The organism is Bradyrhizobium sp. CCBAU 21365 (assembly GCF_015291305.1).
Taxonomy (GTDB): domain Bacteria; phylum Pseudomonadota; class Alphaproteobacteria; order Rhizobiales; family Xanthobacteraceae; genus Bradyrhizobium; species Bradyrhizobium elkanii.
This window is the reverse complement of record NZ_CP030036.1, coordinates 4171706-4197570: the sequence shown is the minus strand read 5'-3', so window position 1 is coordinate 4197570 and position 25865 is coordinate 4171706. Positions and strand designations below refer to the sequence as shown.

At 64.5% G+C, this 25865-nt stretch carries 22 protein-coding genes and 1 tRNA gene; 5 read left to right on the top strand and 18 right to left on the bottom strand.

The window, feature by feature from the left end; all coding sequences use genetic code 11:
- Nucleotides 1-171 precede the first annotated feature (171 nt).
- Nucleotides 172-1407 (top strand): ABC transporter substrate-binding protein, encoded by a 1236-nt coding sequence (locus tag XI02_RS19050; protein WP_018271125.1) that lies wholly within the window; start codon nucleotides 172-174, stop codon nucleotides 1405-1407.
- Nucleotides 1408-1547: 140 nt separating this feature from the next.
- On the opposite strand, the gene XI02_RS19045 is transcribed toward XI02_RS19050, so the two are convergent.
- The 7 genes from XI02_RS19045 to XI02_RS19015 all read right to left on the bottom strand — a co-directional run bounded on the left by XI02_RS19045 (nucleotide 1548) and on the right by XI02_RS19015 (nucleotide 8235).
- Nucleotides 1548-2342: a TonB family protein gene (locus XI02_RS19045; RefSeq protein ID WP_018271124.1), complete on the bottom strand. Its 795-nt coding sequence runs from the start codon at nucleotides 2340-2342 to the stop codon at nucleotides 1548-1550.
- Nucleotides 2343-2353: 11 nt separating this feature from the next.
- Nucleotides 2354-2818 carry a TonB system transport protein ExbD gene (gene exbD, locus XI02_RS19040; RefSeq protein ID WP_018271123.1) on the bottom strand — a complete coding sequence of 155 codons (465 nt, stop codon included), beginning with the start codon at nucleotides 2816-2818 and terminating at the stop codon, nucleotides 2354-2356.
- A 3-nt stretch (nucleotides 2819-2821) separates the two neighbouring features.
- The gene (gene exbB / locus XI02_RS19035; RefSeq protein ID WP_018271122.1) at nucleotides 2822-3868 is read right to left on the bottom strand and encodes a tonB-system energizer ExbB; all 1047 of its coding nucleotides are present in this window, start codon (nucleotides 3866-3868) and stop codon (nucleotides 2822-2824) included.
- Between the two features lie 3 nt (nucleotides 3869-3871).
- Nucleotides 3872-4561 carry a Fe2+-dependent dioxygenase gene (locus XI02_RS19030; protein ID WP_018271121.1) on the bottom strand — a complete coding sequence of 230 codons (690 nt, stop codon included), beginning with the start codon at nucleotides 4559-4561 and terminating at the stop codon, nucleotides 3872-3874.
- Between the two features lie 20 nt (nucleotides 4562-4581).
- Nucleotides 4582-7149, bottom strand: a complete 2568-nt coding sequence (locus XI02_RS19025; RefSeq protein ID WP_016841341.1) for a TonB-dependent siderophore receptor — start codon at nucleotides 7147-7149, stop codon at nucleotides 4582-4584.
- Nucleotides 7150-7407: 258 nt separating this feature from the next.
- Entirely contained in the window at nucleotides 7408-7647 is a 240-nt protein-coding gene (locus XI02_RS19020) for a hypothetical protein (RefSeq protein ID WP_016841340.1), read from the bottom strand.
- A 126-nt stretch (nucleotides 7648-7773) separates the two neighbouring features.
- Complete coding sequence (locus XI02_RS19015) at nucleotides 7774-8235, bottom strand: MarR family winged helix-turn-helix transcriptional regulator (RefSeq protein ID WP_016841339.1); 462 nt, start codon at nucleotides 8233-8235, stop codon at nucleotides 7774-7776.
- A gap of 182 nt (nucleotides 8236-8417) precedes the next feature.
- Here XI02_RS19015 and XI02_RS19010 point away from each other — a divergent pair, with 182 nt between their 5' ends.
- The 3 genes from XI02_RS19010 (at nucleotide 8418) to XI02_RS19000 (ending at nucleotide 13348) form a co-directional block, all read left to right on the top strand.
- Nucleotides 8418-9587 carry an efflux RND transporter periplasmic adaptor subunit gene (locus XI02_RS19010; protein ID WP_026192643.1) on the top strand — a complete coding sequence of 390 codons (1170 nt, stop codon included), beginning with the start codon at nucleotides 8418-8420 and terminating at the stop codon, nucleotides 9585-9587.
- Nucleotides 9584-12736 carry an efflux RND transporter permease subunit gene (locus tag XI02_RS19005; RefSeq protein WP_018271117.1) on the top strand — a complete coding sequence of 1051 codons (3153 nt, stop codon included), beginning with the start codon at nucleotides 9584-9586 and terminating at the stop codon, nucleotides 12734-12736. Before XI02_RS19010 ends, XI02_RS19005 begins: the two co-directional genes overlap by 4 nt.
- 105 nt (nucleotides 12737-12841) lie before the next feature.
- Entirely contained in the window at nucleotides 12842-13348 is a 507-nt protein-coding gene (locus XI02_RS19000) for an invasion associated locus B family protein (protein WP_050999463.1), read from the top strand.
- Nucleotides 13349-13358: 10 nt separating this feature from the next.
- Here XI02_RS19000 and XI02_RS18995 read toward each other — a convergent pair whose 3' ends face one another.
- The 4 genes from XI02_RS18995 to XI02_RS18980 all read right to left on the bottom strand — a co-directional run bounded on the left by XI02_RS18995 (nucleotide 13359) and on the right by XI02_RS18980 (nucleotide 17129).
- A complete protein-coding gene (locus XI02_RS18995) occupies nucleotides 13359-13766 on the bottom strand; it encodes a GNAT family N-acetyltransferase (protein WP_018271115.1) in 408 nt (135 codons plus the stop codon).
- A gap of 172 nt (nucleotides 13767-13938) precedes the next feature.
- Nucleotides 13939-14012: transfer RNA gene (locus tag XI02_RS18990), tRNA-Gln, on the bottom strand.
- Nucleotides 14013-14233: 221 nt separating this feature from the next.
- A complete protein-coding gene (locus XI02_RS18985) occupies nucleotides 14234-14437 on the bottom strand; it encodes a hypothetical protein (RefSeq protein ID WP_018271114.1) in 204 nt (67 codons plus the stop codon).
- A gap of 211 nt (nucleotides 14438-14648) precedes the next feature.
- Nucleotides 14649-17129 carry a penicillin-binding protein 1A gene (locus tag XI02_RS18980; RefSeq protein ID WP_018271113.1) on the bottom strand — a complete coding sequence of 827 codons (2481 nt, stop codon included), beginning with the start codon at nucleotides 17127-17129 and terminating at the stop codon, nucleotides 14649-14651.
- A gap of 558 nt (nucleotides 17130-17687) precedes the next feature.
- Here XI02_RS18980 and XI02_RS18975 point away from each other — a divergent pair.
- The gene (locus XI02_RS18975) at nucleotides 17688-18023 is read left to right on the top strand and encodes a hypothetical protein (protein WP_016848439.1); all 336 of its coding nucleotides are present in this window, start codon (nucleotides 17688-17690) and stop codon (nucleotides 18021-18023) included.
- A gap of 114 nt (nucleotides 18024-18137) precedes the next feature.
- Here XI02_RS18975 and ggt read toward each other — a convergent pair whose 3' ends face one another.
- The 7 genes from ggt to XI02_RS18940 all read right to left on the bottom strand — a co-directional run bounded on the left by ggt (nucleotide 18138) and on the right by XI02_RS18940 (nucleotide 25702).
- Complete coding sequence (gene ggt, locus XI02_RS18970; RefSeq protein ID WP_026192640.1) at nucleotides 18138-19874, bottom strand: gamma-glutamyltransferase; 1737 nt, start codon at nucleotides 19872-19874, stop codon at nucleotides 18138-18140.
- 83 nt (nucleotides 19875-19957) lie between these two features.
- Entirely contained in the window at nucleotides 19958-21457 is a 1500-nt protein-coding gene (locus XI02_RS18965) for an amino acid permease (RefSeq protein ID WP_026192639.1), read from the bottom strand.
- A 146-nt stretch (nucleotides 21458-21603) separates the two neighbouring features.
- Entirely contained in the window at nucleotides 21604-21912 is a 309-nt protein-coding gene (locus XI02_RS18960; RefSeq protein WP_018271109.1) for a BA14K family protein, read from the bottom strand.
- Nucleotides 21913-22092: 180 nt separating this feature from the next.
- Nucleotides 22093-22590 (bottom strand): c-type cytochrome, encoded by a 498-nt coding sequence (locus XI02_RS18955; protein WP_050999462.1) that lies wholly within the window; start codon nucleotides 22588-22590, stop codon nucleotides 22093-22095.
- 34 nt (nucleotides 22591-22624) lie between these two features.
- Entirely contained in the window at nucleotides 22625-23902 is a 1278-nt protein-coding gene (gene soxC, locus XI02_RS18950; protein WP_026192638.1) for a sulfite dehydrogenase, read from the bottom strand.
- 215 nt (nucleotides 23903-24117) lie between these two features.
- Nucleotides 24118-24588 carry a DUF1801 domain-containing protein gene (locus XI02_RS18945; RefSeq protein WP_016848434.1) on the bottom strand — a complete coding sequence of 157 codons (471 nt, stop codon included), beginning with the start codon at nucleotides 24586-24588 and terminating at the stop codon, nucleotides 24118-24120.
- Nucleotides 24589-24742: 154 nt separating this feature from the next.
- Complete coding sequence (locus tag XI02_RS18940; protein WP_018271106.1) at nucleotides 24743-25702, bottom strand: catechol 2,3-dioxygenase; 960 nt, start codon at nucleotides 25700-25702, stop codon at nucleotides 24743-24745.
- Between the last annotated feature and the right edge of the window lie 163 nt (nucleotides 25703-25865).

Here is a 25865-nt window from a genome sequence, read left to right as displayed (position 1 = left end):
GCGTCTGATGATCGAACTCCGCACACCGCGGCATCCCGTCGCGCGTCACCGGCTTCGCAATCGCCGTGGCGTGGAATATCGCGCGCGAGCGATTGCGCCGGCGCTCTAGGCGATGCACCCGATGCCGGGCATAATGCGGAACTCAAAAAACAAAATCATACTGGAGGGAAGATGAAGCGTTCCATTGCAGCCTCGGTCACGACGGCCTTGGTCATGACCACGAGCCTTGCGTTCTGCGGCGGTGCGTCGGCGCAGACGATGGACAAGGTCGCCAAGGTCGGCGCGCTCGGCGATCAGTCCGGCCTCTATCAGGATATCGGCGGTCCCGGCTCGACGGTGGCGGCGCAGATGGCGGTCGAGGATTCCGGGCTGCTGGCGAAGGGCTGGAAGATCGATCTGATCTCGGCCGATCACCAGAACAAGCCCGATGTCGCGGTCAACATCGGTAAGCAGTGGATCGATGTCGAGAAGGTCGACGTGTTCGTCGATCTCGCGGCCTCCAATGTCGGGCTCGCGATTGCCAACCTCGCCAAGGAGAAGAACGTCGTCAACCTGAACTCGGGCTCCGCCTCGTCCGATCTCACCGGCGCGCAATGTTCGCCGAACACGGTGCACTGGGTCTACGACACCTACATGCTCGCCAACGGCACCGGCAAGGCGCTGGTGAAATCCGGCGGCGACACCTGGTTCTTCCTCACCGCCGACTACGCGTTCGGCCAGGCCCTCGAGCGCGACACCTCGGCGGTGGTCACCGCGAATGGCGGCAAGGTGCTCGGCAGCGTCAAGCATCCGCTCAACAATGCCGACTTCTCGTCCTTCCTGCTGCAGGCGCAAAGCTCGAAGGCCAAGATCGTCGGGCTCGCCAATGCCGGCGGCGACACCACCAACGCGATCAAGCAGGCCGCGGAATTCGGCATCGTCTCCGGAGGCCAGCGGCTTGCCGGAATGCTGCTGTTCATCACCGACATCAACGCGCTCGGCCTCAACGTCGCGCAGGGGCTGAACTTCACCGAGACATTCTACTGGGACATGAACGACCAGACCCGCGCCTTCACCAAGCGCTTCATGGAGCGCTTCAAGAAGAACCCGCCGACCATGGTGCAGGCCGGCGTCTATTCGTCGCTGATCCACTATTTCAAGGCACTGGACGCGCTCGGCGGCAATCCGCATGACGGCCGCGCCGTGGTGGCCAAGATGAAGGAGCTGCCGACCGACGATCCCCTGTTCGGCAAGGGCTCGATCCGCGTCGACGGCCGCAAGATCCACCCGGCCTATCTGTTCGAGGTGAAGAAGCCGTCGGACTCGAAATATCCGTGGGACTATTACAAGCTGGTCGCCACCATCCCGGCGGACGAAGCCTTTCTCCCGCTCGAGAAGAGCGTCTGCCCGCTGGTGAAGAAGAGCTGAGGCGACGTCGTTCCGGGCCGCGTGAAACGGCGAACCAGGAATCGACCAGCGGCACATTCAATGGAGAAATGGATTCCGGGTTCGCGACTTGTCGCGCCCCGGAATGACACCGGCGTCTGATCGCAGGCAGCCGCGGCTCGCTACTTCTTCGGCTTGTTGTAATTGACGTCGAGGCTGAAGGAGAACTGATCGTCGGTCAGGTCGGCCGGCGGCGCCGGGACCGGATCGGACCGGTGGACCATCGAGATCGCCGCGTCGTCAAAGGCCGCATCTCCGGACGATTCCAGCACGGCAACCGACAGCACCTTGCCCAGACGATTCAGCACCAGGGCGACCTTCACCTTGGCCTCCTTGGCCTTACCCTTCTCCGGGAATTTCTTGTGCAGATCGAGATAAGCGCTGATCTTCTTGCCCCACTTGGCGGTCAGCAGCAGCTTATCCTTGCCGATGCCTGGGTTGGGTGCCTTGGTGGTTTCCGACTGACGCGCGTCCTCCAGCTTGGTCGGCGCGGCCGCCTCCGAGGCCTGCTGCGCTTCCTGCGCGTTGGTCTCGACCTTGGCGACCTTGGCCTCCTCCTCCTTCTGCTTCTTGGCGGTGTCTTCCGTCACGATGCGATCGGGGTCGTCGGACTCCACCGGCTTTTCCTGAGGCAGGTCGGTGTCCTTCACCTCGGCCTTCTGCTGCGCCATTTCCTGCACAGCCTGCTGCTCGTCAGCCAGCGGTCCGGGCGGTAGGGCCTCTTCGGTCGCATCCGCGGAAGCCAGCTCGACGGCGTACTCCGCGCCGGCAGCGCCGAGCCCCTCGTCGCCGTCGTCGCCGCGCAAATTGGTCAGCGCCAGCGCGGCACCGCCCAGATGCAGCCCGACTGCCGTCACGGCAGCGATCACCCAGAGCCGCTTCGAGGTCCGCAGGTCAAGATCGGGGTCGGTGGACATCGCGTTCGCCGTCAGGGTTTGGCCGGATTGGCCTGCGCGGCCGCAGGCGCTCCCGGAACGCCCTCAAGCGTAACCAGCTTCACATGCGTGTAGCCGCCGGCGCGCAGCAGCTCCATCACGCCCATCAGCTCGCCATAGGGTACCATCCGATCGGCCCGCAGGAACACGTATTTGTCCCGGCTCATGTCGGGTATGGCATCCAGCGAATTGACCAGGTCGACGCGCTTCACCGCGTTCTCCCCGATCGCCAGCGTGAGATCCGGCTTTATGCTGAGATAGGTCGGCTTGTCCGGCTTCTTCTGCGGCGTCGCGCTGGAGGTCGGCAGATCGATCGGAAGATCGACGGTCGAGAGCGGTGCCGCCACCATGAAGATGATCAGCAGCACCAGCATGACGTCGATGAACGGCGTGACGTTGATCTCGTGGGATTCCGCGAAATCGTCGTCGCCATCGTTCTCGGAGATCGAGACTGCCATCGCCTACTCCGCCGCCGCGGCGCGCGCATGCGCGTTACGCGGAACGTCGCCATGGGTGCGGTCGAGGTCGCGCGACAACAGCCGTCCCGCGGCACCCGAGGCGCGGTTGACGAGCTCGAGATAGACCTTCGTGACGCGCGAGAAGTGGTTGTAGATGATCACGGCCGGGATCGCCGCGACGAGTCCGATCGCGGTCGCGAGCAGCGCTTCCGCGATGCCCGGCGCCACCACGGCAAGGTTCGTCGTCTGCGACTTCGAGATGCCGATGAAGCTGTTCATGATGCCCCAGACGGTGCCGAACAGGCCGACAAAGGGCGACGTCGCGCCGATGGTCGCGAGCAGGCCCATGCCGATGCGGATCTTGCGGGCTTCGGCGCGCACGATCTCGGCGAAGCTCGACGCCGCGCGCTCCTTGATGCCGCTGTCGCTCGAGATGCCCGCCGACAGGCGCCCCTCGCGCATCGCAGCCGCGATGAACGACGACAGCACGCTGCCCTTGGCGCCGAGCGCGAACTGCGCTTCGGCCAGCGACCGCGATTCAGCGATCTTGGCCAGCGCGCCACGCAGCTTGCGCTGCGCTACGGTCAGCTCGACCATCTTGGCGATGAATACGGTCCAGGTCACGAGCGAGGCGAAAGCGAGACCAAGCATCACCGCCTTCACGATGATGTCGGCGTTCAAGAACATATTCCACGGCGACAATTCGTGCAGGCCGGTCGAGGTCGACTTCAGCGACTTGCTGTCGCCGCTCGCGGGCGCAGCCAGGGACGCCTCGTTCGCCGTCGGAGCCGGAGCTGCCGCGGCAGGGGTCGGCGCGGCCTGCGCCTGCGCCGCCGCTTGTGCCGGCTGGGCGGCCACCGGCGCGGCTTGGGCAGCTGCCGCAGGCTGGGCTGCCGCCGGCTGGGCTGCGGGTGCGGGCTGAGGCCGGGTCACGGGCGCGGGCTGCGCTACAGGCGCCGTTTGCTGCTGCGCCGAAGACGGCGCGGCCAGCATCAGCATCGCCAGCGAGGCGATCATGGCGGATGCAACGGGGAACTTGAATGTCATCATCAGTTACACTTCAGCCCAGTGACGGATCAGGTTGTGATAAATCCCGGTCAATTTGACCGTTTCGGGGTCATCGCGCCCCAGCCGCTCCACCAGAGCCTGGATCGCTGTATCGAGATCGAAGATCAGGCTGCGCGCGTGTGCATCCCGTACCATGCTCTGCAGCCAGAAAAAAGACGCTACCCGCGTCCCCCGCGTAACCGGCGTGACCAGATGCAAGCTGGAAGCAGGATAAACTACCAGATCGCCCGCCGGCAGCTTGATTTCATGGGATCCGTAGAGGTCTTCGATGACGAGCTCGCCGCCGTCGTAGTCCTCCGGCTCCGATAAAAACAGCGTGACCGAGAGGTCGGTGCGGATCCTCATGCCGGTCAGCCTGTCGCCGCGCACCGCATTGTCGACGTGCAGGCCGAAATGGTGCCCGTCGCTGGCGGCATAGCGGTTGAACAAGGGTGGAAAGATTCTAAGCGGGATTGCCGCCGAGATGAAGCGCGGGCTCGCCGACAGCGCCGACAGGATGCGGGTGCCGAGCTGCCGCGCGACCTCGCTGTCGGGCGGCAGCTGCTCGTTGCGCTTGACCATCGCGGATGCGGCGCCGGCAGTCGAGCGGCCGTCTTCCCATTCGGCTTGCTCCATGATGCGGCGGAAGTCCGCCACATCAGCCTTGCTCAATACGTTGGGAACACAGACCAGCATCTGTCGCCGCGAAGCCTCCGTCAGTAACGCGCAGAAACAACCAGATACGCGGCGCGTCCCGGCGCTTCGAGTACGAACGGCGCCGCGCTCTGGTACAGCGCGTCGTAGTAGCGCTTGTCGAAGATGTTGTTGACGAACAGCTTCATCGTCCAGTGCTTGTCGATCTTTGCTTCGGCAAAGGCGTCGAAGCGCCAGTAGCTCGGGATCGAGGTGCCCTGGTTGGCCGCGAGCAGCGTACCGCCATAGACCTTCGAGCGGTACACCGCCTGACCGCCAACCTCCCACATGTCGGTGAGTTGGTACTTGGTCAGCATGCTGAACGACTGGTGCGCGACGTTGGCGAGCGGCAGTCCGACATTGCTGGAGTACAGGATGGTGTTGGCCGGCGGCGCCAGCGACCTCGTCACTGCCGACTGCATCAGCACGAGACCGCCGAACACGCTCCATTTGTCGGTGATCTTGCCGCCGACGCCGAGATCGATGCCGCGGATGCGGTAGGCCGCGCCCGCGGTGATGCAGGAGATATTGCCGGTCGTCCCGGTCGGATAGGAGCAGCCGAGCGCCGCGGCCGCGGTTGCGTTGTTCACGTTCTGCGATTCGCGCGCATTTTCCTTCTCGGTCTGGAACAGCGCCGCCGTCACCAGCAGATGACGATCGAACAATTCCCACTTGGTGCCGACTTCGATCGCCTTGTTCTTTTCCGGCCCAAAGATTTGGGTATTGCCACCGTTCAGCACGGGAGACAGGCCGCCATACGCAGTGCTGGTGCCGTCGAACTCGGCGCCGACAGGGTTCGACGAGGTCGCATAGGCCGCATAGACGCTGCCGTTCGGCAACGGCTTCAACGTGAGGCCGAGGTTGAAGTTCGGCATCCCGAAGTCGGCCGATTGACTGCCGAATGTGGTCCTGTTGCCCGACGTCAGATATCCGGACGTGTTGATCTTGTAGTCGTCGTAGCGGATGCCGCCATTGAGGATCACGAAGTCATTGTAGTTCGCGGTATCCATGATGTAGCCGCTGGTGGTGTCGATCCCGATCTTGGTCGGCATCCCGGACAGCCCCGACGGAATCGGGAATGGAATGTTGGTGTATTGCGGATTGAACACGCTGACGCCCGAGAGCGATCCGCTTCCCGTGAAGGCCGACGTGCCGGTCGTTATTTCCGAGCTCAGGCCGAGATATCTGTCGATCGAGGACCGCTCGTTGTCGTATTCGACGCCGGCCGTCGTCGTGTGCTTGAAGCCGAGCCCGTCGACCGACTTGTAGGTCGCCTCGGTCTGGTTGGCGAACACGTCGGTGACCTGGTAGCGGCTTTGCGGATTGGCGCTCAGCGTATACGCCGTGAACGGAGCGCCCGCGGCCAGCGTCGGCGCTTCCGGCAGCGTGCCGATGTAGTTCTGGGTCGAACGCGATTCCCGGATCTTGTTGCTGACCACGAGGTCCGGCGTGATCTGCACCTCGGCGTTGATCGTACCGATGTCCTGCCCGGTCCTGAAGAAGTCGCGATTGACGAAGCCGTAGAAATTGTTGCGGTTGACGCCGAAATCCGGAAACGGACCGCCGGCCGTGCTCGCGGTGCTCGGCCGATAGTACGGCACGCCGAAATCCGGGATGCCGGTGAGCTCGGTGTGGATGTAGTTGCCGGTGATCTTCACCGCGTCGACCGGCTTCCACGTGCCGGCGACGAACGCGCCGTTGCGGTCGTCGGTGATATAGCTGCGGCCGGCGACGCCGGCATCCTGGAACAGGCCGCCGGCGCGGATCGCCAGCGTCGGGCTGATCACCTGGTTGACGTCGAGCGTCACGCGCTTGGTGCGATCGGTGCCGAACGTGGTGTCCATGTTGTAGAAGCTGTTCTGCGTCGTCGCCTGCTTGGTGACGATGTTGATCGCGCCGCCGGTGGTGCCGCGGCCCGCAAAGGACGAGCCCGGGCCGCGCAGGATCTCGACCTGCTCGGTGAAGAAGTTCTCGCGGACGCTGACGCCGGAGTCGCGCACGCCGTCGATGAAGATGTCGTTGCGCGCGTCGAAGCCGCGGATGAAGAAGCGGTCGCCGAACGCATTGCCGCCCTCGCCCGTGCCGAGCGTGACGCCGGCCGTCGACAGGATCGCCGACTTCAGCGATGTGGCGTTCTTGTCTTCGAGCACGTCCTTGGTCAGCACCGTGACCGATTTCGGCGTGTTCAAGATCGGCTCGGGATATTTCCCGGACGACTGCAAACGGTCGCCCTTGTACGGCGCGGCCGGATCCGCATAGGGATCGCGGTCGGCGGGAAGACCGCCGGCGTTGGGAAACGGCACCGGCGCCTGCTGTGCCTGCTGGTTGTTGCGACGCGCGGCGCGGCGCAACGCGTTGCGGGCACGGACCTGGTCCGCAGTGGGCTTTGACGTCACGGGCCGCGGGCGAGCGACCGGGGCATCGACATTCACCGGCGGCAGGTTGGATTGCTGCGCTTCGGCCCCCGAAAACGACGCCACCGCGATCAGGCTCGCGACTGCGGAGACCTTCGTGGCGGAATAACCGGTGTCATCAGCCGAACCGATCGCTGCATCAAAGCGCAGCGATCTCGGCGCCTTCATATTGCTCATGTCTTGCTCGCCCCAGAAAAGTCAGCCCGTTCGCGGAATGAAGCTGCGACGAACTGTCTCTTTCGGTTATCGAGCGTGAGTTTTTTTATCAATGCGACGAGCGCAACAATCGGCTTGAATCGCCCCAATTCAAAGCGATTCTAATCTGCGGTTTGAAATCGTTCTAAACTAGAGTTTTTAAGCGTTCTAATAATCGTTCTAAATCGGTGCTTCCCGTCATTGGCCGCCGCTTGCGGTGCTGTCCATGCGTCCACGCGATCACTCGGCACTTGGTGGCTTCATCAGCGAAAACAGCTCGTCGATCGTCCGCTGCGCGACCTGCCGCACGCTGTCGCTGTTCTCAAGGCCGGCGATATTGACGCCGTTGACGACCGCTTTGATCTCGTCGCGGAAGTCGGTGAGAAAACGCAGCGGGTCCCGCTGCTCGTTGGCGACGCGCGCGATCAATCCGGTGACCAGGATCTGGCATGCCATCATGCGCCCGTTCAACTCATCCATCGCGGCCCTCATCCTCTCGCATCGTCGCTGCGCGATATGAACGACATCCCGCGGTGTTTCAACCGGGTCGCGCAAGCTGAAACAGATGAACCGATGGAGAGCAGTGTTTGCGCGCGATGAGACGCGCTATTTCGCGGCGATGCGCTCCGCCTCCTCGCCGAGCGCCTTGATGCGATCCTTGACCTCGCGCAGCGTGGCGAGGCCGCTTTCGACATGCTTGTCCGAGACGTCGCGCAACACGTCGCCGGCGATCGCGTCGCGCAAACTGTCGAGATCGTCGACGAGGCGGCGCCCGCTCCTGGTCAGGAACAGGCGATTGGCACGGCGATCCCTGGGATCGGGACGGCGTTCGAGCAAGCCATGCTCGACAAGGCGGTCGAGCAGCCGCACCAGCGAGATCGGCTGCAATTCGAGGACGTCGGCGAGATCGACCTGGGACAGTCCCTCCTGCTCGCGCAAGCGGAAGAGCACGATCCATTGCGCGCGCGTGGTGCCTCGCGCCTTGGCGCGATGATCGATATAATTGCGCAGCAGCCGGGAACTCTCGACGAGCTGCGCGATAAACTGGCGTTTGAGATCGAGCGACATAGGGGTCCTCGGTGCGTTTCCCAGGCGAAATGTTTCTGCTCGTTTCTGACCTAAACCTTTCCAAATGTTTAGGATTCTCAAGCCTTGGTGTGTTTACACATTAAGTGCACGCATATTATATCCGCAAGCTCTGTGAACCGTTTCGATCAGCCTTTATTGTTACGTCGAACCCAAGAGTCCGCATGTCAAAGTCACGCACCATCGGTTGGGTTTTAGTGATCGCTGCGGTCGGCGCCGCCGGTTATTTCGGCTGGCAGAAACACACGAGCAACCAGCAAGCGGCCGAAGCCGCGCAGAAGCGCTCCGCCCAACGCCCGGCCGTCCCGGTCAAGATCTCGCCGGTCGAGAAGGCCGACTTCCCGGTCTATCTCACCGGTCTCGGCACCGTGCAGGCATTCAACACCGTCCAGGTCCGCACCCGGGTCGACGGCCAGATCACCAGGATCGCTTTCAAGGAAGGTCAGTTCGTCAAGGCGGGTGACACGCTGGTCGAGATCGATCCGCGCCCCTATCAGGCGACGCTCGACCAGGCCAAGGCCAAGAAGGCCCAGGACGAAGCCAATCTCGCCAACGCCAATCTCGACCTGCAGCGTTACACCAAGCTCGGCGAGTTCGCGACGCGTCAGCAACTCGACACCCAGCGCTCCACGGTGGCTCAGCTGACCGCCCAGATCTCGGCTGACGAGGCCGCCATCTTCAACGCCCAGACCCAGGTGGACTACACCTCCGTCAAATCCCCGATCGACGGGATTGTCGGCCTGCGACTGGTCGATATCGGCAACATCGTCAATGCCTCGGCGCAGACCGGCATTGTCACGATCACCCAGATCGAGCCGATCACGGTGATCTTCACCGCGCCGGAGGACCAGTTGCCGGATATCAAGGCGGCGCTGGCCGTGGCGCCGCCCAAGACCATTGCCCTGACCACCGACGGCAAGCGGGTGCTGTCCACCGGAACCCTGGCGCTGATCAACAATCAGGTCGACACGTCAAGCGGGACTGTCCGGCTGAAGGCGGTGTTCGATAACAAGGACCACGCGCTGTGGCCGGGCCAGTCGGTCTCGACTCGCCTTCTGGTCAGAACCTTGAAGGATGCCACCGTCGTCCCGGATGACGCGGTGCAGCATGGCACCGATGGCCTCTACGCGTATTCAGTCAATCAGGAGAACAAGGCCGAGCTTCGCAAGATCAAGGTCAGCCAGTCGATCGACGGCAAGTCGGTGATCGACGAGGGCCTGTCGCCCGGACAGCAGGTGATCACCGCGGGCCAGTACAAGGTCTCGCCGGGAACCCTGGTGACAACGGCGGTGGCGAGCTCGGATCCGTCCCAGTCGAAGGTTGCGCAGGAATGAGCGTCGGCGCCGGAATTTCCGCACCATTCATTCGCTTCCCCATCGGCACCTCGCTGCTGATGGCGGGCATCCTGTTCGTCGGCCTCGTCGCCTATCCCCTGCTGCCGGTCGCGCCGCTGCCGCAGGTCGACTTCCCCACCATCCAGATCACCGCGACCCTGCCCGGCGCCAGCCCGGAAACGATGGCGACATCGGTCGCCCAGCCGCTGGAGCGCCAGTTCGCGCAGATCCCGGGCATCGCGCAGATGACCTCGACGAGCTATCTCGGCACGGCGGCGGTCACCATCCAGTTCGACCTCAACCGCAGCATCGACGGCGCCGCCAATGACGTGCAGGCCGCCATCAACGCGGCCAGCGGCCAGTTGCCGAAAACCCTTCCCTCGCCGCCGACCTACCGCAAGGTCAACCCGGCCGACTCGCCGATCATGCTGCTGTCGGCGACATCGGATACGCTGCCGCTGACGACGGTCAGCGACGCTGTCGACGCCCAGCTGGCGCAGCAGATCAGCCAGATCTCGGGCGTTGCGCAGGTCATCATCGGCGGCCAGCAGAAGCCGTCGGTTCGCGTCCAGATCGACCCGGCCAAGCTCGTCGCCAAGGGCCTGTCGCTGGAAGACGTCCGCGCCGCGATCAACATCGCCACCGTCGACAGTCCGAAGGGCAATATCGACGGCGCCACCCGCGCCTATACCATCTACGCCAACGACCAGTTGCTCACGGCGAGCCCGTGGAACGACGTCATCATCGCCTACCGCAATGGCGGGCCGCTGCGGATCCGTGACATCGGCCAGGCCGTCACCGGGCCCGAGGACGCCAAGCAGGCCGCCTGGGCCAACGGCAAGCGCGGCGTATTCCTCGTCATCTTCAAGCAGCCCGGCGCCAACGTCATCGACACCGTCGACAAGATCAAGGCGACGCTGCCCCGGCTGGTCGCCGCGATCCCGCCGGCGATCAAGATCGACGTCATCAGCGACCGCACCACCACGATCCGCGCGGCGGTCGAGGACGTCCAGTTCACCCTGCTGTTGACCATCTTCCTGGTCGTCATGGTGATCTTCGTCTTCCTGCGCAGTTTCTGGGCGACCGTGATCCCGACGGTCACGGTGCCATTGGCGCTGCTCGGCGCCTGCGCGCTGATGTGGGTGTTCGGCTACACGCTCGACAATCTGTCGCTGATGGCGCTGACGATCGCGGTCGGCTTCGTGGTCGACGACGCCATCGTGATGCTGGAGAACATCAGCCGCTACATCGAAGAGGGCGAGAAGCCGATGGCTGCCGCCTTCAAGGGCTCGCAGGAAATCGGCTTCACCATCGTTTCGATCAGCATCTCGCTGGTCGCGGTGCTGATCCCGCTGCTCCTGATGGGCGGCATCATCGGCCGCCTGTTCCGCGAATTCGCGGTAGTGCTGGCGATGACCATCTTCGTCTCGATGTTCGTGTCGCTGACGCTGACCCCGATGATGGCCTCGCGCTTCCTGCGCGCCCACAATGACGAGAAGCACGGCCGGTTCTACCAGCTCAGCGAGCGCGGCTTCGACGCCATGCTGCGCGGCTATCAGAGCGTGCTCGACCTCGCCTTGCGCTGGAAGTTCACGACGTTGATGATCTTCTTCGGGACGCTGGCGCTGTCGGTCTACCTGTTCGTCATCATCCCGAAGGGCTTCTTCCCGCAGCAGGACGTCGGCCTGATCACCGCGACCTCGGAAGCCAACCAGGACATCTCCTTCGCCGACATGAAGCGGAAGCAGGAGGAGCTCGGCAGGATCGTGCAGCAGGATCCCGCGGTGGCGACGGTGGCGATGGCGATCGGCGGCAGCGGCCGCGCCGGCAACAACGGCGCGATGTACATCACGCTGAAGCCGCTGAAGGATCGCGACGCCAACGCGCAGCAGGTCATCGCCCGGCTGCGGCCGAAGCTGGAGAAGGTCGAGGGTGCCCGGCTGTTCATGCAGGCGGCGCAGGACGTCCGCCTCGGCGGCCGCCCGACCCGCACCCAGTTCGAATTCACGCTGCAGGATGCCAACCTCGCCGAATTGAACGAATGGGCGCCGAAGATTCTCGGCAAGATGCAGACGCTGCCGCAGCTGCGCGACGTCGCCACCGACCAGCAGACCAACGGCACCACGCTCGAATTGAAGATCAACCGCGACACCGCCTCGCGCTACGGCATCCAGCCGCAACTGATCGACGACACGCTCTATGATGCGTTCGGCCAGCGCCAGGTGACGCAGTACTTCACCCAGCTCAACAGCTACCACGTGATCCTCGAGGTGCTGCCGGAGCTGCAGGGCGCGATCGACACGCTGAACAATATCTACATCAAGTCGCCGCTGACCGGCGAACAGGTGCCGATCTCGACATTCGCGACCTGGACCAGCGTGCCGGTCCGGCCGCTCTCGATCAGCCACCAGGGCCAGTTCCCGGCGATCACCATCTCGTTCAACCTGGCGCAGGGTGTTGCGCTCGGACAGGCGACCGAAGCGGTGCAGAAGGCGATGGTCGATCTTGGCGCGCCGCCAACCCTGAGCTCGAGCTTCCAGGGCACAGCGCAGGCGTTCCAGCAATCGCTGTCGACCGTGCCGCTGTTGATCCTCGCGGCGCTCGTGGTCGTCTACCTGATCCTCGGCATTCTCTACGAAAGCTACATCCACCCGATCACGATTCTGTCGACGCTGCCGTCGGCCGGCGTCGGCGCGCTCGCGATCCTGATGGCGGCCGGCTTCGACTTCTCGCTGATCGCGCTGATCGGCATCATCCTGTTGATCGGCATCGTGAAGAAGAACGGCATCATGATGGTCGACTTCGCGATCGCGGCCGAGCGCGACCAGCACATGGAGCCGGTGGCGGCGATCCGCCAGGCCGCCCTGCTCCGCTTCCGCCCGATCATGATGACGACGATGGCCGCTTTGCTCGGCGGCGTGCCGCTGATGCTCGGGACCGGCACCGGCTCGGAAATCCGCCAGCCGCTCGGCTACGCCATGGTCGGCGGCCTGATCGTCAGCCAGGCGCTGACGCTGTTCACGACGCCGGTCGTCTATCTCTATCTCGACAAGCTCTCCAACGCGTTTGCCAACTGGGGCCGCTCGCCGCCCGCCGACCACGACGCTGACGACGGCGAGCATGGATCGGTCAAGGAGGCCGCCGAGTGACTTGACTTTGCCGGCATCACGGCACATCCGAAAGATGTCCATTTCGGAGCCGGTACCGTGAAGATTGTCGCAAAGTCGCTCTTCGTCCTGTTGACCTTGTTCGGCATGGCCCACGCTGGCCACGCCCAGACAGCCAAGAGCAAGAACGCGCCCGCTCCGGCAGCCGCTCCCGCCGCGCCTCAGGGTGATGCAGCAGCCCCCAACAATTCCGGCTGGATCGCGCGCTGCACCAGTGCGAGCCGCGATGCCCCGCTCGAATGCGCGATGGAACAGACCGCGGTGCTCACCAAGACCGGCCAGCTCATCGTGCTGGTCAATATCCGCGTTCCCGGCGACACCCGCACGCCGGTTGCGCTGATCCAGCTTCCACTCGGATTGAACCTGCCTGTCGGCGCCAAGCTGCAGATCGACGACGGCAAGGCTGTCGACGTGCCGATCCAGACCTGCGAGGCGCGCGGCTGCTACATCAATACGCCGATCTCCGCCGATGTCCTGAGCCAGCTGAAATCGGGCAAGCAGCTCAAGGTGTCGTTCCAGAATCTCGGCAAGGAAACCATCTCGATCCCGATGCCGCTCGCCGACTTCGCGACGGTCTACGACAAGATCAAGTAACGCCGCGCAATTATCGCTCCCGCTTGTAGAGGAACGCGTTGTCCGGCTGCGGCATGCCGATGGTCTTGTAGAACCCGATCGAGTCCGGCGCCGACAACAGCAGGCACATCGATTCAGGTCCGGCGAGGCGCCGCGTTTCCGCGATCAGGCGCTTGCCGATGCCATGTCCCTGATACCCGCGATCGACCGCAAGGTCGGACAAATAGCAGCAATAAGCGAAATCGGTCAGCGCGCGCGACACGCCGACCAGCTTGCCTGCCTTCCGCGCCGTCACGATCAGATTCGCATTGGCGATCATGCGCTCCATCCGGTCGGTATCCGCCAGCGGTCGCCGCTCGCCGAGGCCCGACTGCCGCAGCACCTCGATGAACTCGTCGACGCCGATCGACGCTTCGCGGGCGTAGAGAATTTCGTCCATCACCTTAAACCTCTGTCGCAACGGGCCGGACCACACGCGCGAGACCATGGTGGATTACGCCGAACTGATCCACCCTCATGTCGTGATGGCACACCGCGTCCTGCATCAGGCGCAGGCCGCGCCCGGCAATCTCGTCGACATTTCAGAGGATGACCGCGCCACCGAGGCAGATTGGCTGGGGAACCTGGATTCGAACCAAGACAAACAGAGTCAGAGTCTGTTGTGCTACCGTTACACCATTCCCCAAGAATAGTCCGTGGTATCAACAGCTTAGCTGGATGACTGGACATCTCGGCGCAGCGGGTTCGCCTGCCAAATCAGCGCCCGCGCGAGAGCGACCTTCTACCCGCTTGGTCCCACGCTTGGCAAGCATTGTTGGCAAGGAATGGGCGTGAAAATCGCGGCCGGACCGCCGACCACCCGAATGCGAGCATCGACAGGCGGCAGCTTCCCCTCCGGTCGCGGCGTCAAAGGCTTCCATGAAGGAATTCAAGGACGATGAGCGGATCGATGGCAAGGAATGCCCCGACGCTGAACCCAACAATGCCGAGCGCGATCGCGCCGATCCAGCCATGATGCGCCCACCCATAGCTCGCGCCGATCAGCGTCCCGAGCCCGATCATGGAAACCGCCCACCCGATGTGGGCGACGACCTTGAGCACCTTGATCATTCGCGATCCACCGTCGGGACACACCTCCCACGCGGAAGCCCTGCTCAATCTCCGGCAATTCTGCCGACCTCTCTGATAGGTCGATCCTGCAAGCGGCGCGTTCAACCGCTGCGCTCCGCACGTCCCCTGACAAAGCGCCGCACCATCGCGTTGCCGCGGCGGCGCACGAGGCCATACGGTTCTAGTCGGCGGATGCCCCCGCCGCCCGGCCTCAGTACAGCCCGCCCGTCCCTGACCGCATCACGGCCCGATCGGCGTCCGGCGAAATGCCCTGCTGGGTGCCGTCGATCACGTCGGTGCCGGCGACCATCCCGGGATCATTGAACGGCGGCGCCTGGCCCGGCTTGAAGGCTTCGAGCACCACGCCCCTGTTCTGGCCAGGCGGGGCACGCTGGCCGGTCTTGGCATCGACCAGGACCAGCCGGATACCGACCGGCTGCTTGAACGGGGTGGCGGGCTTGTCGGCCAGCGCGAGCTTCAGGAAGTCGCGCGCGATCGGCGCCGCGGTATGGCCGGCCTGCGCGTTGCGGCCGAGCGAGCGCGGCTTGTCGTAGCCGACATAGAGACCGACCACGAGGTCCGGCGAGAAGCCGACGAACCAGAGATCCTTGGCCTCGTTCGAGGTGCCGGTCTTGCCGGCGAGCGGCTTGCCGACCTCTTTCAGCGCGGTGCCGGTACCGGCCTGAATCACGCCCTCCATCAGCGAGGTGATCTGGTAGGCGGACATCGCGTCGAGCACCCGCTCGCGGCGGTCGACGAGCTGCGGCTCCGGCTGGTTCTTCCAGCCCTCCGGCGCGTCGCAGCCGCGACATTCGCGCTGATCGTGCTTGAAGATGGTGTGGCCGTAGCGGTCCTGGATGCGATCGATCAGGGTCGGCTTCACGCGGACGCCGCCATTGGCGATCATCGAATAGGCCGTGGCCATCCGCATCACTGTGGTCTCGCCGGCGCCGAGCGCATAGGCAAGATAGTTCGGCAACTCGTCATAGACGCCGAAGCGCTTTGCATACTCGCCGATCAGCGGCATGCCGATTTCCTGCGCCAGCCGCACGGTCACGGTGTTGAGCGACAGCCGCAGCGCGTTGCGCAGCGTCACCTGGCCCTGATACTTGCCGGTGGAGAAGTTTTCGGGCCGCCAGATGTTGCCCTGCCCCTGGTCGATCTCGATCGGGGCGTCGATCATCATGGTCGAGCCGGTGTAGCCGTTGTCGAGCGCCGACGAATAGACGATCGGCTTGAAGGTCGAGCCGGGCTGCCGGTAGGCCTGCGTCGCGCGGTTGAACTGGCTCTGGTCGAACGAGAAACCGCCGACCATCGCCAGCACGCGGCCGGTATGCGGATCCATCGCCACCATCGCACCCGACAGCTCAGGGATCTGGCGCAGCCGGTACTGGCCTTCGACGCGCTGGCCGTCCTTGCTGAAGAGCGGGTCGGCGTAGATCACGTCGCCGGGCTGCAGCACCTGCGCCACCGATGTCGGCGTCTTGCCCTTGCTCTTGGCCCAGCGCACGCCGTCCATCGTGATGATGCCGGTCTCGCGCTGCTTGCTGATGGCGCCGCCGAGCTCGCGGCCCGGCTGGAAGCCGATCCGTGCCGACTGGTCGTTGCTCTCCAGCACCACCGCCATCCGCCACGGCGAGATGTCGGACAGCGACTTGATCTCGGCGAGCGGCACGCCCCAGTCACTGGTCAGGTCGAGCTTCTGGATCGCACCGCGATAGCCCTGCTGCTCGTCATAGTTGACGAGCCCAGCCACCATGGCCTTGCGGGCCATCACCTGGACCTTGGGGTCGAGCGTGGTACGCACCGACAGGCCGCCCTCATAGAGCTTCTTCTCGCCATAGCGCTCGAAGATGTCGCGGCGGACTTCTTCCGAGAAATATTCGCCGGCGAAGGTGTGCGCGCCATTGCTGCGGTTGGTGACGGTCAGCGGCTCCTTGCGCGCCTTGTCGGCGTCGGCGGCGGTGATCCAGCCGTTCTCCTGCAGGCGGTCGATCACGTAGTTGCGGCGTTCGACGGCGCGCGCGCGGTTGCGCACCGGATGCAGGCTGGCCGGCATTTTCGGCAGCGCCGCCAGATAGGCCGCTTCCGCGACCGTCAGTTCATTGACGGACTTGTCGAAATACACCAGCGAGGCCGCCGCGATGCCGTAGGCGCCAAGGCCGAGATAGATTTCGTTGAGATAGAGCTCGAGGATCTTGTCCTTGGAGTAAGCCCGCTCGATTCGCATCGCCAGCAAGGCTTCCTTGATCTTGCGGGTGAACGACACCTCGTTGGTCAAAAGGAAGTTCTTGGCGACCTGCTGGGTGATGGTCGAGGCGCCCTGCGGCCGCCGGTTGGAACCGAAGTTCTGGATGTAGGCGACGCCGGCGCGCGCCATGCCGGTGTAGTCGACGCCGCCATGCTCGTAGAAATTCTTGTCCTCGGCGGCGAGGAACGCGTTGATCACGAGCTTCGGCACCGCCTGGATCGGCAGATAGAGCCTGCGCTCCTTGGCGTATTCGCCGAGCAGCGAGCCGTCGGCCGCGTGCACGCGGGTCATCACCGGCGGCTCGTAGTTCTGGAGCTGCGAATAGTCGGGCAGGTCCTTGGAGAAATGCCAGAACAGCCCTGCGACCGCGGCCAGACCGGCCAGGAACAGGATGGTGCCTGCGGTGAACAGGAACCCGAAGAACCGCAACAGAAATTTCATCGATCAGATTTCCGTGGCGAATACGTCGCTCGTTCTGAGCGCGCTGCGTGCCACTTAGGCCGCCCGGTATATCGGTCGCTCCATGGACCTGCAATTCAACACCGGAGAATTAAAGCAAGCCAGGCGTCAAACTTATGCCATAGAGCCCGGCTCGCACCCGCAGCCAAATCGGCAGACCTCGCCGACTGGCCGTGCCCCGTGGAGGCTGCGTCGATCTCCGCTGCAGCGCTGCGCGATTCGCGCTCCGCGCCTGATAGCGCTGCGGTCTCGCTGCGCTTGCGCGGAAAGCACGTTACGAAGGAAAAGCGCGGGCCTGACGGATCGATTCCCTATCCGGCCGCCGATTTGGGGGCTGCGACATCAGAAACCGGTGGACAGGGCCGGCGCGCCGATCAGATTAAGGATTTGTTAACTATAACTACCGCAAGTTGTTGGCATACACCGACTCGCGACGGGCTGATTTGGATGGCACTGCGCGGATTTAGACGGCCATTTGCGGCCGACCCGAATGTCGTTGGATTTCCAAGACCACCCACATCGGCCATGGGCACAGAAGCCTTGGACCTCGTCTATCAGGCGGCGGATTTGTTCCGCAGCATCGAGGACCGGGCCCGCGCCGGCGAAGCCCGCGCCGAGGCCGCCGAACAGGCGCAGCTCGAAATCATCGCCGCCACCGAGCGCAAATTGAGGGACGCGTCGCGGGCGCTCGAGGAAGCCCGACGGCGCATCGAGTCCCAACAGGAGCAGCTCGATGCGGCCGAATTCCGGGCCCAGGCCGCCGAGGCCGAGGCGCGCGAAGCCAAGCAATCCCTGGCCCTGGTCGAAGACGCGATCCGCCGGCGCCTGCTGCTGACCAGCGGGCACGACGACGGCAGGTCGGCGGCCGTCGCCTGACGCGCGGGATCAATTGGAGCGGTAGCCCGCATGAGCCGAGCGACATGCGGGAGCTCAACAAGACCCGGTATCGCTTCGCTCATCCGGGCTACGGGTTGGCATTGGGCGTCACGCTCAATACCCCGCAGCGAGCCCCGAATTGCGGCGTGGGTCGTTCGCGCCATAGAAGCGGTTGTTGCCGACCGGCTTGCCGCCCAGCGATGGCGCGCCGACGATGATCACCGCGAGGTGGTTGGCCGGCTGCGGCGGGCCGAATTTGTGGCCCATGCCCTCCAGGATCTTCCGCGTGTCCGGCGACAGCGTGAAGTCCTCGAGGTTGGTCGCCTCCGGAAGCCATTGCTGGTGGAAGCGCGGCATGTCCACGGCCTCCTGCGCGTTCATGCCGTAGTCGATGGCATTGATCATCGTCAGCAGCACGGCGGTGATGATGCGGCTGCCGCCCGGGGTGCCCATCACGATGACCGGCTTGCCGTCCTTGGAGACGATGGTCGGGCTCATCGAGGACAGCGGACGCTTGCCGGGGACGATCGCATTGGCCTCCCCCTGCACCAGCCCATACAGGTTCGGCACGCCGACCTTGGCGGTGAAGTCGTCCATCTCGTCATTCAGCAGCACGCCGGTCTTGGCCGCCGTCACCTTGGCGCCGAACCAGTCGTTCAGCGTGTAGGTGACCGACACCGCATTGCCGTCCTTGTCGGCAATCGAATAGTGCGTGGTGTTGCTGCCCTCATGCGGCGGAACGCCGGGCCTGATGTCCCTGGAGACGCCGGCCTTTGCCGGGTCGATCGCGGCACGGATCTTCGCGGCGTAAGTCTTGTCGAGTAGGCGCTCGAGCGGATTCTTCACGAAGTCCGGATCGCCGAGATAGCTGTTGCGGTCGACATAGGCGTGGCGCATCGCCTCGATCTGGTAGTGCACCGCCTGCGCCGAATGGTAGCCGAGCTCCTTCAGCGGATAGCCTTCGAGGATGTTGAGCATCTCGCAGATCACCACCCCGCCCGAGCTAGGCGGCGGCGCCGAGACCACGTGGTAACCGCGATAGTCACATTCGACCGGCGCCAGCTCGCGAACCCTGTAGTTGTCCAGATCCTCCTGCGTCAGCAGGCCCTTGCCGCCCTGGCTCGCGGCGACGATCGCCGCACCGACCCAACCCTTGTAGAAGCCATCCGTGCCGCGCTTGCTGATCTCGCGCAGCGTCTCGGCGAGCTCATGCTGCGTCAGCCGCTCGCCGACCTGGAACGGCTTTCCATTGTTGAGAAAGATCGCGGCCGAGGGCGGATCCTGGCGAAGATCGTCGACCGCAGAATCCAACATCTGAATGTCGCCGCGATCGAGCACGAAACCGTCCTCGGCGAGTTGCAGCGCCGGCGCGATCACGTCGGCGCGCTTCATGGTGCCGTATTTCTCGCGCGCATATTCCATTCCCGCGACCGAACCGGGCACGCCAACGGCGAGATGGCCCTTGGTGGAGAGGCCGGCGACAATCTTGCCTTCCTTGTCGAGATACATGTCGGCGGTGGCGCCCTTCGGGGCGGTCTCCCGGAAATCCAGGAAGGTCTTGCGGCCGTCGGCGAACTGGATGGTCATGAATCCGCCGCCACCGAGATTGCCGGCGGCGGGATAAGCCACTGCAAGCGCATAACCAACGGCGACCGCCGCATCGACCGCATTGCCGCCCCGCTTCAACACCTCGACGCCGACCTGCGTGGCAAGATGTTGCGCCGACACCACCATGCCGTTCTCGGCGGCGACCGGCGCAACCGACGCCGCATGGCCGGGACCAGGCGCCATGATGGCGATCGAGACAAGCGCGGCGACCATCCACCGCGCGCGTGCATTTGGATTTTTCATGAAGCCTCCCGGGACCTGCGCCGACTGTCGCGGCTTGCGGCGCTATCTCAACGCGTACATCTAGCAGGCCGCACGCGCGCGTACTATAGGCCCGCGTGGTCCCCGCCGCTCGCCCGCAGCCGGCTGTGCCGTCTGCCATAGGCCGCATAGATCACAAGCCCGATCATTAGCCACACCGCGAGCCTGATCCAGGTGTCGAGCGGCAGCCCGAACATCAGGAACAGCGAGGTTGCAGCGGCAGCCGGGGCCACCAGCCAGATCGCCGGCGCCTTGAACGGACGCGGCAATTCCGGATCGCGCACGCGCAGCACCAGCGTGCCGATCGAGACCACCGTGAATGCGAACAGCGTGCCGATCGAGACCAGTTCGCCGACCAGCCCGATCGGCAACAGCCCGCCGAGAAGAGCGGCGACGGTGCCGGCGAAGATGGTCGAGACATAGGGGGTCTGGAAGCGCGGATGGATCTTTGCGGCAAAGCCCGGCAGCAATCCGTCATGCGCCATGGCGCGAAAAATTCGCGGCTGCGCCAGCAGCATGATGAGGATCACCGACGTCAATCCGAACAGGATGCCGAGCTTGATGAACGGACCGAGCCAGCCGATGCCGATCGCGTCGATGCCGACGGCGATCGGATCGGGCACGCCGAGCCGGTCATAGGGCACGATGCCGGTCAGCACGAATCCGACCGCGACATAGAGCGCGGCGCAGATCACGAGCGAGCCGAGAATGCCGATCGGCATGTCGCGCTCCGGCGTCTTCGCTTCCTGCGCCGCGGTCGAGATCGCGTCGAAGCCGATATAGGCGAAGAACACCACCGCCGCGCCGCGGACCACGCCGGACCAGCCGAACACGCCAGGACCGGCATTCGGCGGGATCAGCACGCCCTCCGGGTTGCTCGCCGTCACCCAGTTCGCCAGCGTCACCGAGGAAGCCGCGGTGGCGAGAAACAGCGCGATCACGACGAGCTTTACCACGACGACGAAGCTGGTGAAGCGCGCGGACTCGCGAATGCCGACCACCAGCAGCGTGGTCACGAAGGCGATGATCGCCATCGCCGGGATGTTGACGACCGCACCGGTCGACGACCACACGCCGGTGTTGACGTCGTAGGCGAGCGGCGCCGAGGTGAATTGCTGCGGCAGGTTGATGCCGAAATCGCGCATCAAACTGACGAAATAGCCGGACCAACCGACCGAGACCGCGATCGCGCCGACCGCGTATTCAAGGATCAGGTCCCAGCCGATGATCCAGGCGATCAGTTCGCCGAGCGTGGCATAGGCATAGGTGTAGGCGCTGCCGCAGATCGGCACCGTCGACGACATCTCGGCGTAGCACAGGCCGGCAAAGGCGCAGGCCACCGCACCAAGCATGAAGGAGAGCGTGACCGCGGGACCGGCATTGGCGGCGGCCGCGTGGCCCGTCAGCACGAAGATACCGGCGCCGATGATGCCACCGATGCCGAGCGTGACCAGTTGCAATGCCGACAGCGAGCGCCTGAAGACCGGCGTCTCCGCGTCGCCGTCGGCCCGCGCCGCCTCCCGCAACAGGTCGGAGGTCGACTTTCGGTCCCAGAAACCGGCCAGGGTGTCTGTCACGCCGGGTGTCCTCCGCCGCTCGGGTCCGGCGGGACCCGACGCGATCGGCAGACTATAACGCGGCTAACGTCCAGTCGTTCGCGCGCCGGGCGAATGCCGGCGCCCTTATCCACCGCCAAGCATGGTGCAGGGCCTTATTGGCAGGGATGGCGGCGGCCGTCGCGGCCAAGGAAGGTGCCGGACGCCGGATCGAATGAACGGTAACGCGTGCAGGCGGAAGATGGCTCGGCCGCGGGCATGGCACCGTAGGCGTTCGCCGGATTGCCGCCATGTCGCGCGGCCTCCTGGGCCTCGCCCCATGGCGTCAGGGCGCCGCCGTTGATCGCGCTGCGTCCGGGATTTTGCGCGTCGAAATATGCCGGCTCCGACATCTGGGCCGCGACCGGCGTAAACGTCATTCCCACAAGCAGCGCAACGGCTGCAACGGCCTTGAATCCGGCCATATGACCTCTCCGATACATCACCTGAAAACTGTCCAAGAGCGGCGGCGTTGCTCTTGTGCCCGCGATTGATGTGGTGACGGCCAAGGACCGGACACAGGGACCAGGAGGTCACAATGGCGCGAGCCCAGCCGTCTGCCCGGCACCGCAACCGCAGCCCGAGACATACGTCCAGCCGACGCTTCAGTGGTTGTGCACGTCGGGCCGCGGGTCGGAAACAAAGCCGTCGCGGTTCGGCATCTTGACGGCGGCGAGCGACTTCGCGTCGAGCACCGCATTGGCCGGCACGATGCCGTTCAGACTGAGGATGTAGGCGGACACCGCGTAGACGTCCTCATTGCTCAGTGACTGCGGCGCGTTCTGCGGCATCGCACGGCGGATGTAGTCGAACAGCGTCGGGGCATAGGGCCAATAGCTGCCGACGGTGCGGATCGGCTTCGGGCTCGCCAGCGTGCCCTGTCCGCCGACCAGGCGGTCGCCGACGCCGCCCTGCCCGCTGTCGCCATGGCACGCCGCGCATTGCTCGCTGAACACCGCGCGGCCGCGCTCGACACTGCCGCCGCCCGGCGGCAGGTTGGAGCCGTCACGGCCGATATCGATGTTCCAGCCGGCGATCTCGGCAGGCGTCGCCGCACGCCCGATGCCAAAGCGATCCTCGGCGTGCCCGGCAGTGGCGAGCATCGCGACCGCACTCACAAGGAACGCCGCCTTGAGCTTACGCCTGGCCATTGGTCACCTCACCATTCGCATCGATACGCCAGGGCCAGATCGCGTTGTTGTGGTAGAACGAGTTGAGACCGCGCACCTTGACCAATTCCGCCAGCGTCGGCTGGACGTATCCGGTCTCGTCGATGGCGCGGCTCTGGATCACGGCAGGCTTGCCGTCCCAATGCCAGGGCAAGCGGAAGCGCGTGAGCGCGCGCGTCAGCACCGGTTCCTGCAATTCGGCCTGCTGCCAGCTCTTACCCTCGTCGAGCGAGACCTCGACGCTCTTGACCTTGCCGTGACCGCTCCAGGCGATGCCGGTGATCTCGTGAAAGCCCTGCGTGGTCAGCTTCTGCCCGCCGGACGGCCGCGTGATGATCGACTTGGCTTCCATGTAGAAGGTGAATTCGCGCGAGGTGCCGTCGGGCATCGGGTCGGTGTATTTCGAGGTCTCCTCGCGCGAATAGGCCGGCTCCGCGACGACCTTGAGCCGGCGCAGCCACTTCACGTTCATGTTGCCCTCGAAGCCAGGCAGCAACAGGCGCAGCGGATAGCCCTGCTGCGGGCGCAGCCGCTCGCCATTCTGGCTGTAGACCAGCATGGCGTCGTCGAGGCATTTCTCGATCGGGATCGAGCGCGTCAACGCAGCCGCGTCGGCGCCTTCGGCCACGATCCATTTGGCGCCCGCCTGCAGGCCCGCCTCGTCCAGCACTGTCTTCAGCGGCACGCCGGTCCATTCCGCACAGCTCAGGAGGCCGACGAGGTCGGAGGCCGTCTTGCCGTAGGGCTTGGTGTAAACCGGATTGCCGGAGCACTCGAGGAAGTGGATGCGCGACTGCGACGGAAAGCGGCGGATGTCCTCCATCGTGAACACCAGCGGGCGATCGACCATGCCGTGCAGCACCAGCCGGTGCTCGGCCGGGTCGATGGTCGGCACGCCGCCATGGTGCCGTTCGTAGAACAAACCGTTCGGTGTGATGATGCCGTCGAGCTCCTGCAACGGCGTGCGGCCCGAGGCGGAAATGTATTGCGGCAGCGTCTTCGAGATGTTCTTGACGACAGCCTTCTCGTGAACCGACGGCGTGCCATAGGGCTGGCTTCCCATCGGGTCGCCGGGCGCTTTCATCCATTCCGGCACATTGGGCGGAAGATTATTCCCCTGTTCGGCAAGCGCGGTAGAACCGGCAACTCCCGATATCGCGGAGCCACCGGCCAGTGCTGCACCGGCCTGAAGGAATCGCCTGCGAGACGCCTCTCGCACGCGCTTGTCCGTCGTGTGTTCGCTCATCGACGTTTTCCTCTGACGTTACCAGGGCATGATCCGCAAAAAGTGCGAAGCGGTTTTCCGAAGAGATCATGCCAAGACAACAATCCAAAGCGCGATGACGATTCATCGCGCTCCGGTGCAGCCTAGCACCAAACGCCCGAGGCGAGGCAATGCTCCACGGCGCATAGCCGCATCGACGGCGCGTGATGGCCGTTGTTCGACAGTCTTGCTTGCGTTCACATCCGTTCGCCGGGCAATTGGCTGGCTTGCTTCACCCACGCGGTGAACTGGGCTTCGTCGAGCTCGTCGTTCTCGTGAATGTCGAGATAGCGCGTGTGCTGCTGCTTGGACTCGCCCGGCGGCACCGGATGCAGCGACGCGCCGCGAAAGAACGCCACCTTGACGTAGCGCGTGAAGACATGGATGCCGAGGAACCAGCCGTCCCCTTCCATGCCGTAGAGCGGCGAGTTCCACTTCACCGCCTTGTACACGCCGGGGACGGTACGCACGATGAGCGCGTCAAGCTTGCGTCCGACGTCGCGCTTCCACCCCGGCATCGCGGCGATATAGGCTTGCACCGGAGCATCGCCATAGCCTTTTGCGATCTGCGGATTACCGCCCGCGAGCAGACGCGGCTTTGCAGAGCCACGCTTCGCGGCGCTCTTTTTCGCCCCCTTCGCCGACGTCTTTTGCGTCTTGCCAGCCATTGTGCTCGTTCTCACCGGTTCACGTCTCGCGCGGCCCAGCGCCCGCCGTCGCGAACCGGATCATATCGGTTGCACGTCGGTGTTGTCGTCAGCGAGCGCGGGTGTTCGCGGCGGCGTATCGACGCGCTCAGGCGGCCGTGCGGCGGTCCGGCATCTAGTCGATCACTGGCGGGGTGCCGTGGGTGTGGAACGACTCGATCGTCTTCAACCCCCACGCCTGTCCCCTCTTGCGCTCTTCCTCGGTCCACACGATCGGCTTCCAGTCCGGCGCGAGGATCAGGCGTGCGCCGGCGTTGGCAACCTCGACGCGGTTGCCGCCGGGTTCATAGACATAGAGGAAGAAGGTCTGCTGGATCGCGTGCTTGTGCGGCCCGGTCTCGATATGCACCCCGTGCTCGAGAAAAATATCCGCGGCCCGCAGGATCTCCTCGCGGCTGTCGAGCGCGTAGGTGACATGGTGAAACCGGCCGCGCTTGCCGTAATGGTCGCGCGTATAGGCGAAGTCGTAGCTCTTGTTCGACATCGTCATCCACATCGCGGCTTCCGTGCCGTCGTTGAGCACGATCTGCTCGGTGGTGCGGCAGCCGAGGTAGTCTTCGAAGAACAGACGGTTGGCCTTGATGTCGACCGCGAGGCAATTGAGATGGTCGAGCCGCCGGACATTGACGCCGCGCGCCGGAAAGCGCTGCGCCTGGTTTTTCAGCGCGGGCCTCAGCTCGGACGGCGCCTCGTACCACTCGGTCTCGTAATAGAGCTCGATGACATGGCCGTCGGGATCGCGGCAGCGGAATGCCGGCCCCTGCCCCATGTCACCATCGATCCAGCCGATATCGAAGCCCGAACCCTTCAGCGCGGCAACGCGGCGTTCGAGCGCCTGCGGGCTGCGCGCCCGCAGCGCCATGTGCTCCATTCCTGAAGTCTTCGACGCCGTCAGCTTCAGCGAATAGCGCTCGTAATCATCCCAGCCGCGCAGATAGACCGACTCGCCGTTGCGGCCGCTGACGGTCATGCCCATGACGTCGATGAAGAATTTCAGGCTCTCGTCCGGCTTCGGCGTCAAAAGCTCCATGTGCCCGAGATGCGCGAGATCGAAGATCGGTTCCGACTGCTCCATGGACGGTCTCCCTCCGCGACGACGCCGCCGGATCGCCGACTTGCGGCTGGAGGTGAGCGGCGCGTCGATTTGTACTAGTGTACAAATGGTTAGGTCCCGTCAACAAATTACTGGCGACGGCAATTGCGCTCGCACGGCATTCCGTGGCCGGAATCACCTCGTG

Bases quoted from the DNA above. Each gene is read 5' to 3' on its own strand.
- XI02_RS19050 (WP_018271125.1), top strand. From the start codon at position 172: ATGAAGCGTTCCATTGCAGCCTCGGTCACGACGGCCTTGGTCATGACC.
- XI02_RS19045 (WP_018271124.1), bottom strand. From the start codon at position 2,342: ATGTCCACCGACCCCGATCTTGACCTGCGGACCTCGAAGCGGCTCTGG.
- exbD (WP_018271123.1), bottom strand. From the start codon at position 2,818: ATGGCAGTCTCGATCTCCGAGAACGATGGCGACGACGATTTCGCGGAA.
- exbB (WP_018271122.1), bottom strand. From the start codon at position 3,868: ATGATGACATTCAAGTTCCCCGTTGCATCCGCCATGATCGCCTCGCTG.
- XI02_RS19030 (WP_018271121.1), bottom strand. From the start codon at position 4,561: ATGCTGGTCTGTGTTCCCAACGTATTGAGCAAGGCTGATGTGGCGGAC.
- XI02_RS19025 (WP_016841341.1), bottom strand. From the start codon at position 7,149: ATGAGCAATATGAAGGCGCCGAGATCGCTGCGCTTTGATGCAGCGATC.
- XI02_RS19020 (WP_016841340.1), bottom strand. From the start codon at position 7,647: ATGGATGAGTTGAACGGGCGCATGATGGCATGCCAGATCCTGGTCACC.
- XI02_RS19015 (WP_016841339.1), bottom strand. From the start codon at position 8,235: ATGTCGCTCGATCTCAAACGCCAGTTTATCGCGCAGCTCGTCGAGAGT.
- XI02_RS19010 (WP_026192643.1), top strand. From the start codon at position 8,418: ATGTCAAAGTCACGCACCATCGGTTGGGTTTTAGTGATCGCTGCGGTC.
- XI02_RS19005 (WP_018271117.1), top strand. From the start codon at position 9,584: ATGAGCGTCGGCGCCGGAATTTCCGCACCATTCATTCGCTTCCCCATC.
- XI02_RS19000 (WP_050999463.1), top strand. From the start codon at position 12,842: ATGGCCCACGCTGGCCACGCCCAGACAGCCAAGAGCAAGAACGCGCCC.
- XI02_RS18995 (WP_018271115.1), bottom strand. From the start codon at position 13,766: ATGGACGAAATTCTCTACGCCCGCGAAGCGTCGATCGGCGTCGACGAG.
- XI02_RS18985 (WP_018271114.1), bottom strand. From the start codon at position 14,437: ATGATCAAGGTGCTCAAGGTCGTCGCCCACATCGGGTGGGCGGTTTCC.
- XI02_RS18980 (WP_018271113.1), bottom strand. From the start codon at position 17,129: ATGAAATTTCTGTTGCGGTTCTTCGGGTTCCTGTTCACCGCAGGCACC.
- ggt (WP_026192640.1), bottom strand. From the start codon at position 19,874: ATGAAAAATCCAAATGCACGCGCGCGGTGGATGGTCGCCGCGCTTGTC.
- XI02_RS18960 (WP_018271109.1), bottom strand. From the start codon at position 21,912: ATGGCCGGATTCAAGGCCGTTGCAGCCGTTGCGCTGCTTGTGGGAATG.
- XI02_RS18955 (WP_050999462.1), bottom strand. From the start codon at position 22,590: ATGCTCGCCACTGCCGGGCACGCCGAGGATCGCTTTGGCATCGGGCGT.
- soxC (WP_026192638.1), bottom strand. From the start codon at position 23,902: ATGAGCGAACACACGACGGACAAGCGCGTGCGAGAGGCGTCTCGCAGG.
- XI02_RS18945 (WP_016848434.1), bottom strand. From the start codon at position 24,588: ATGGCTGGCAAGACGCAAAAGACGTCGGCGAAGGGGGCGAAAAAGAGC.
- XI02_RS18940 (WP_018271106.1), bottom strand. From the start codon at position 25,702: ATGGAGCAGTCGGAACCGATCTTCGATCTCGCGCATCTCGGGCACATG.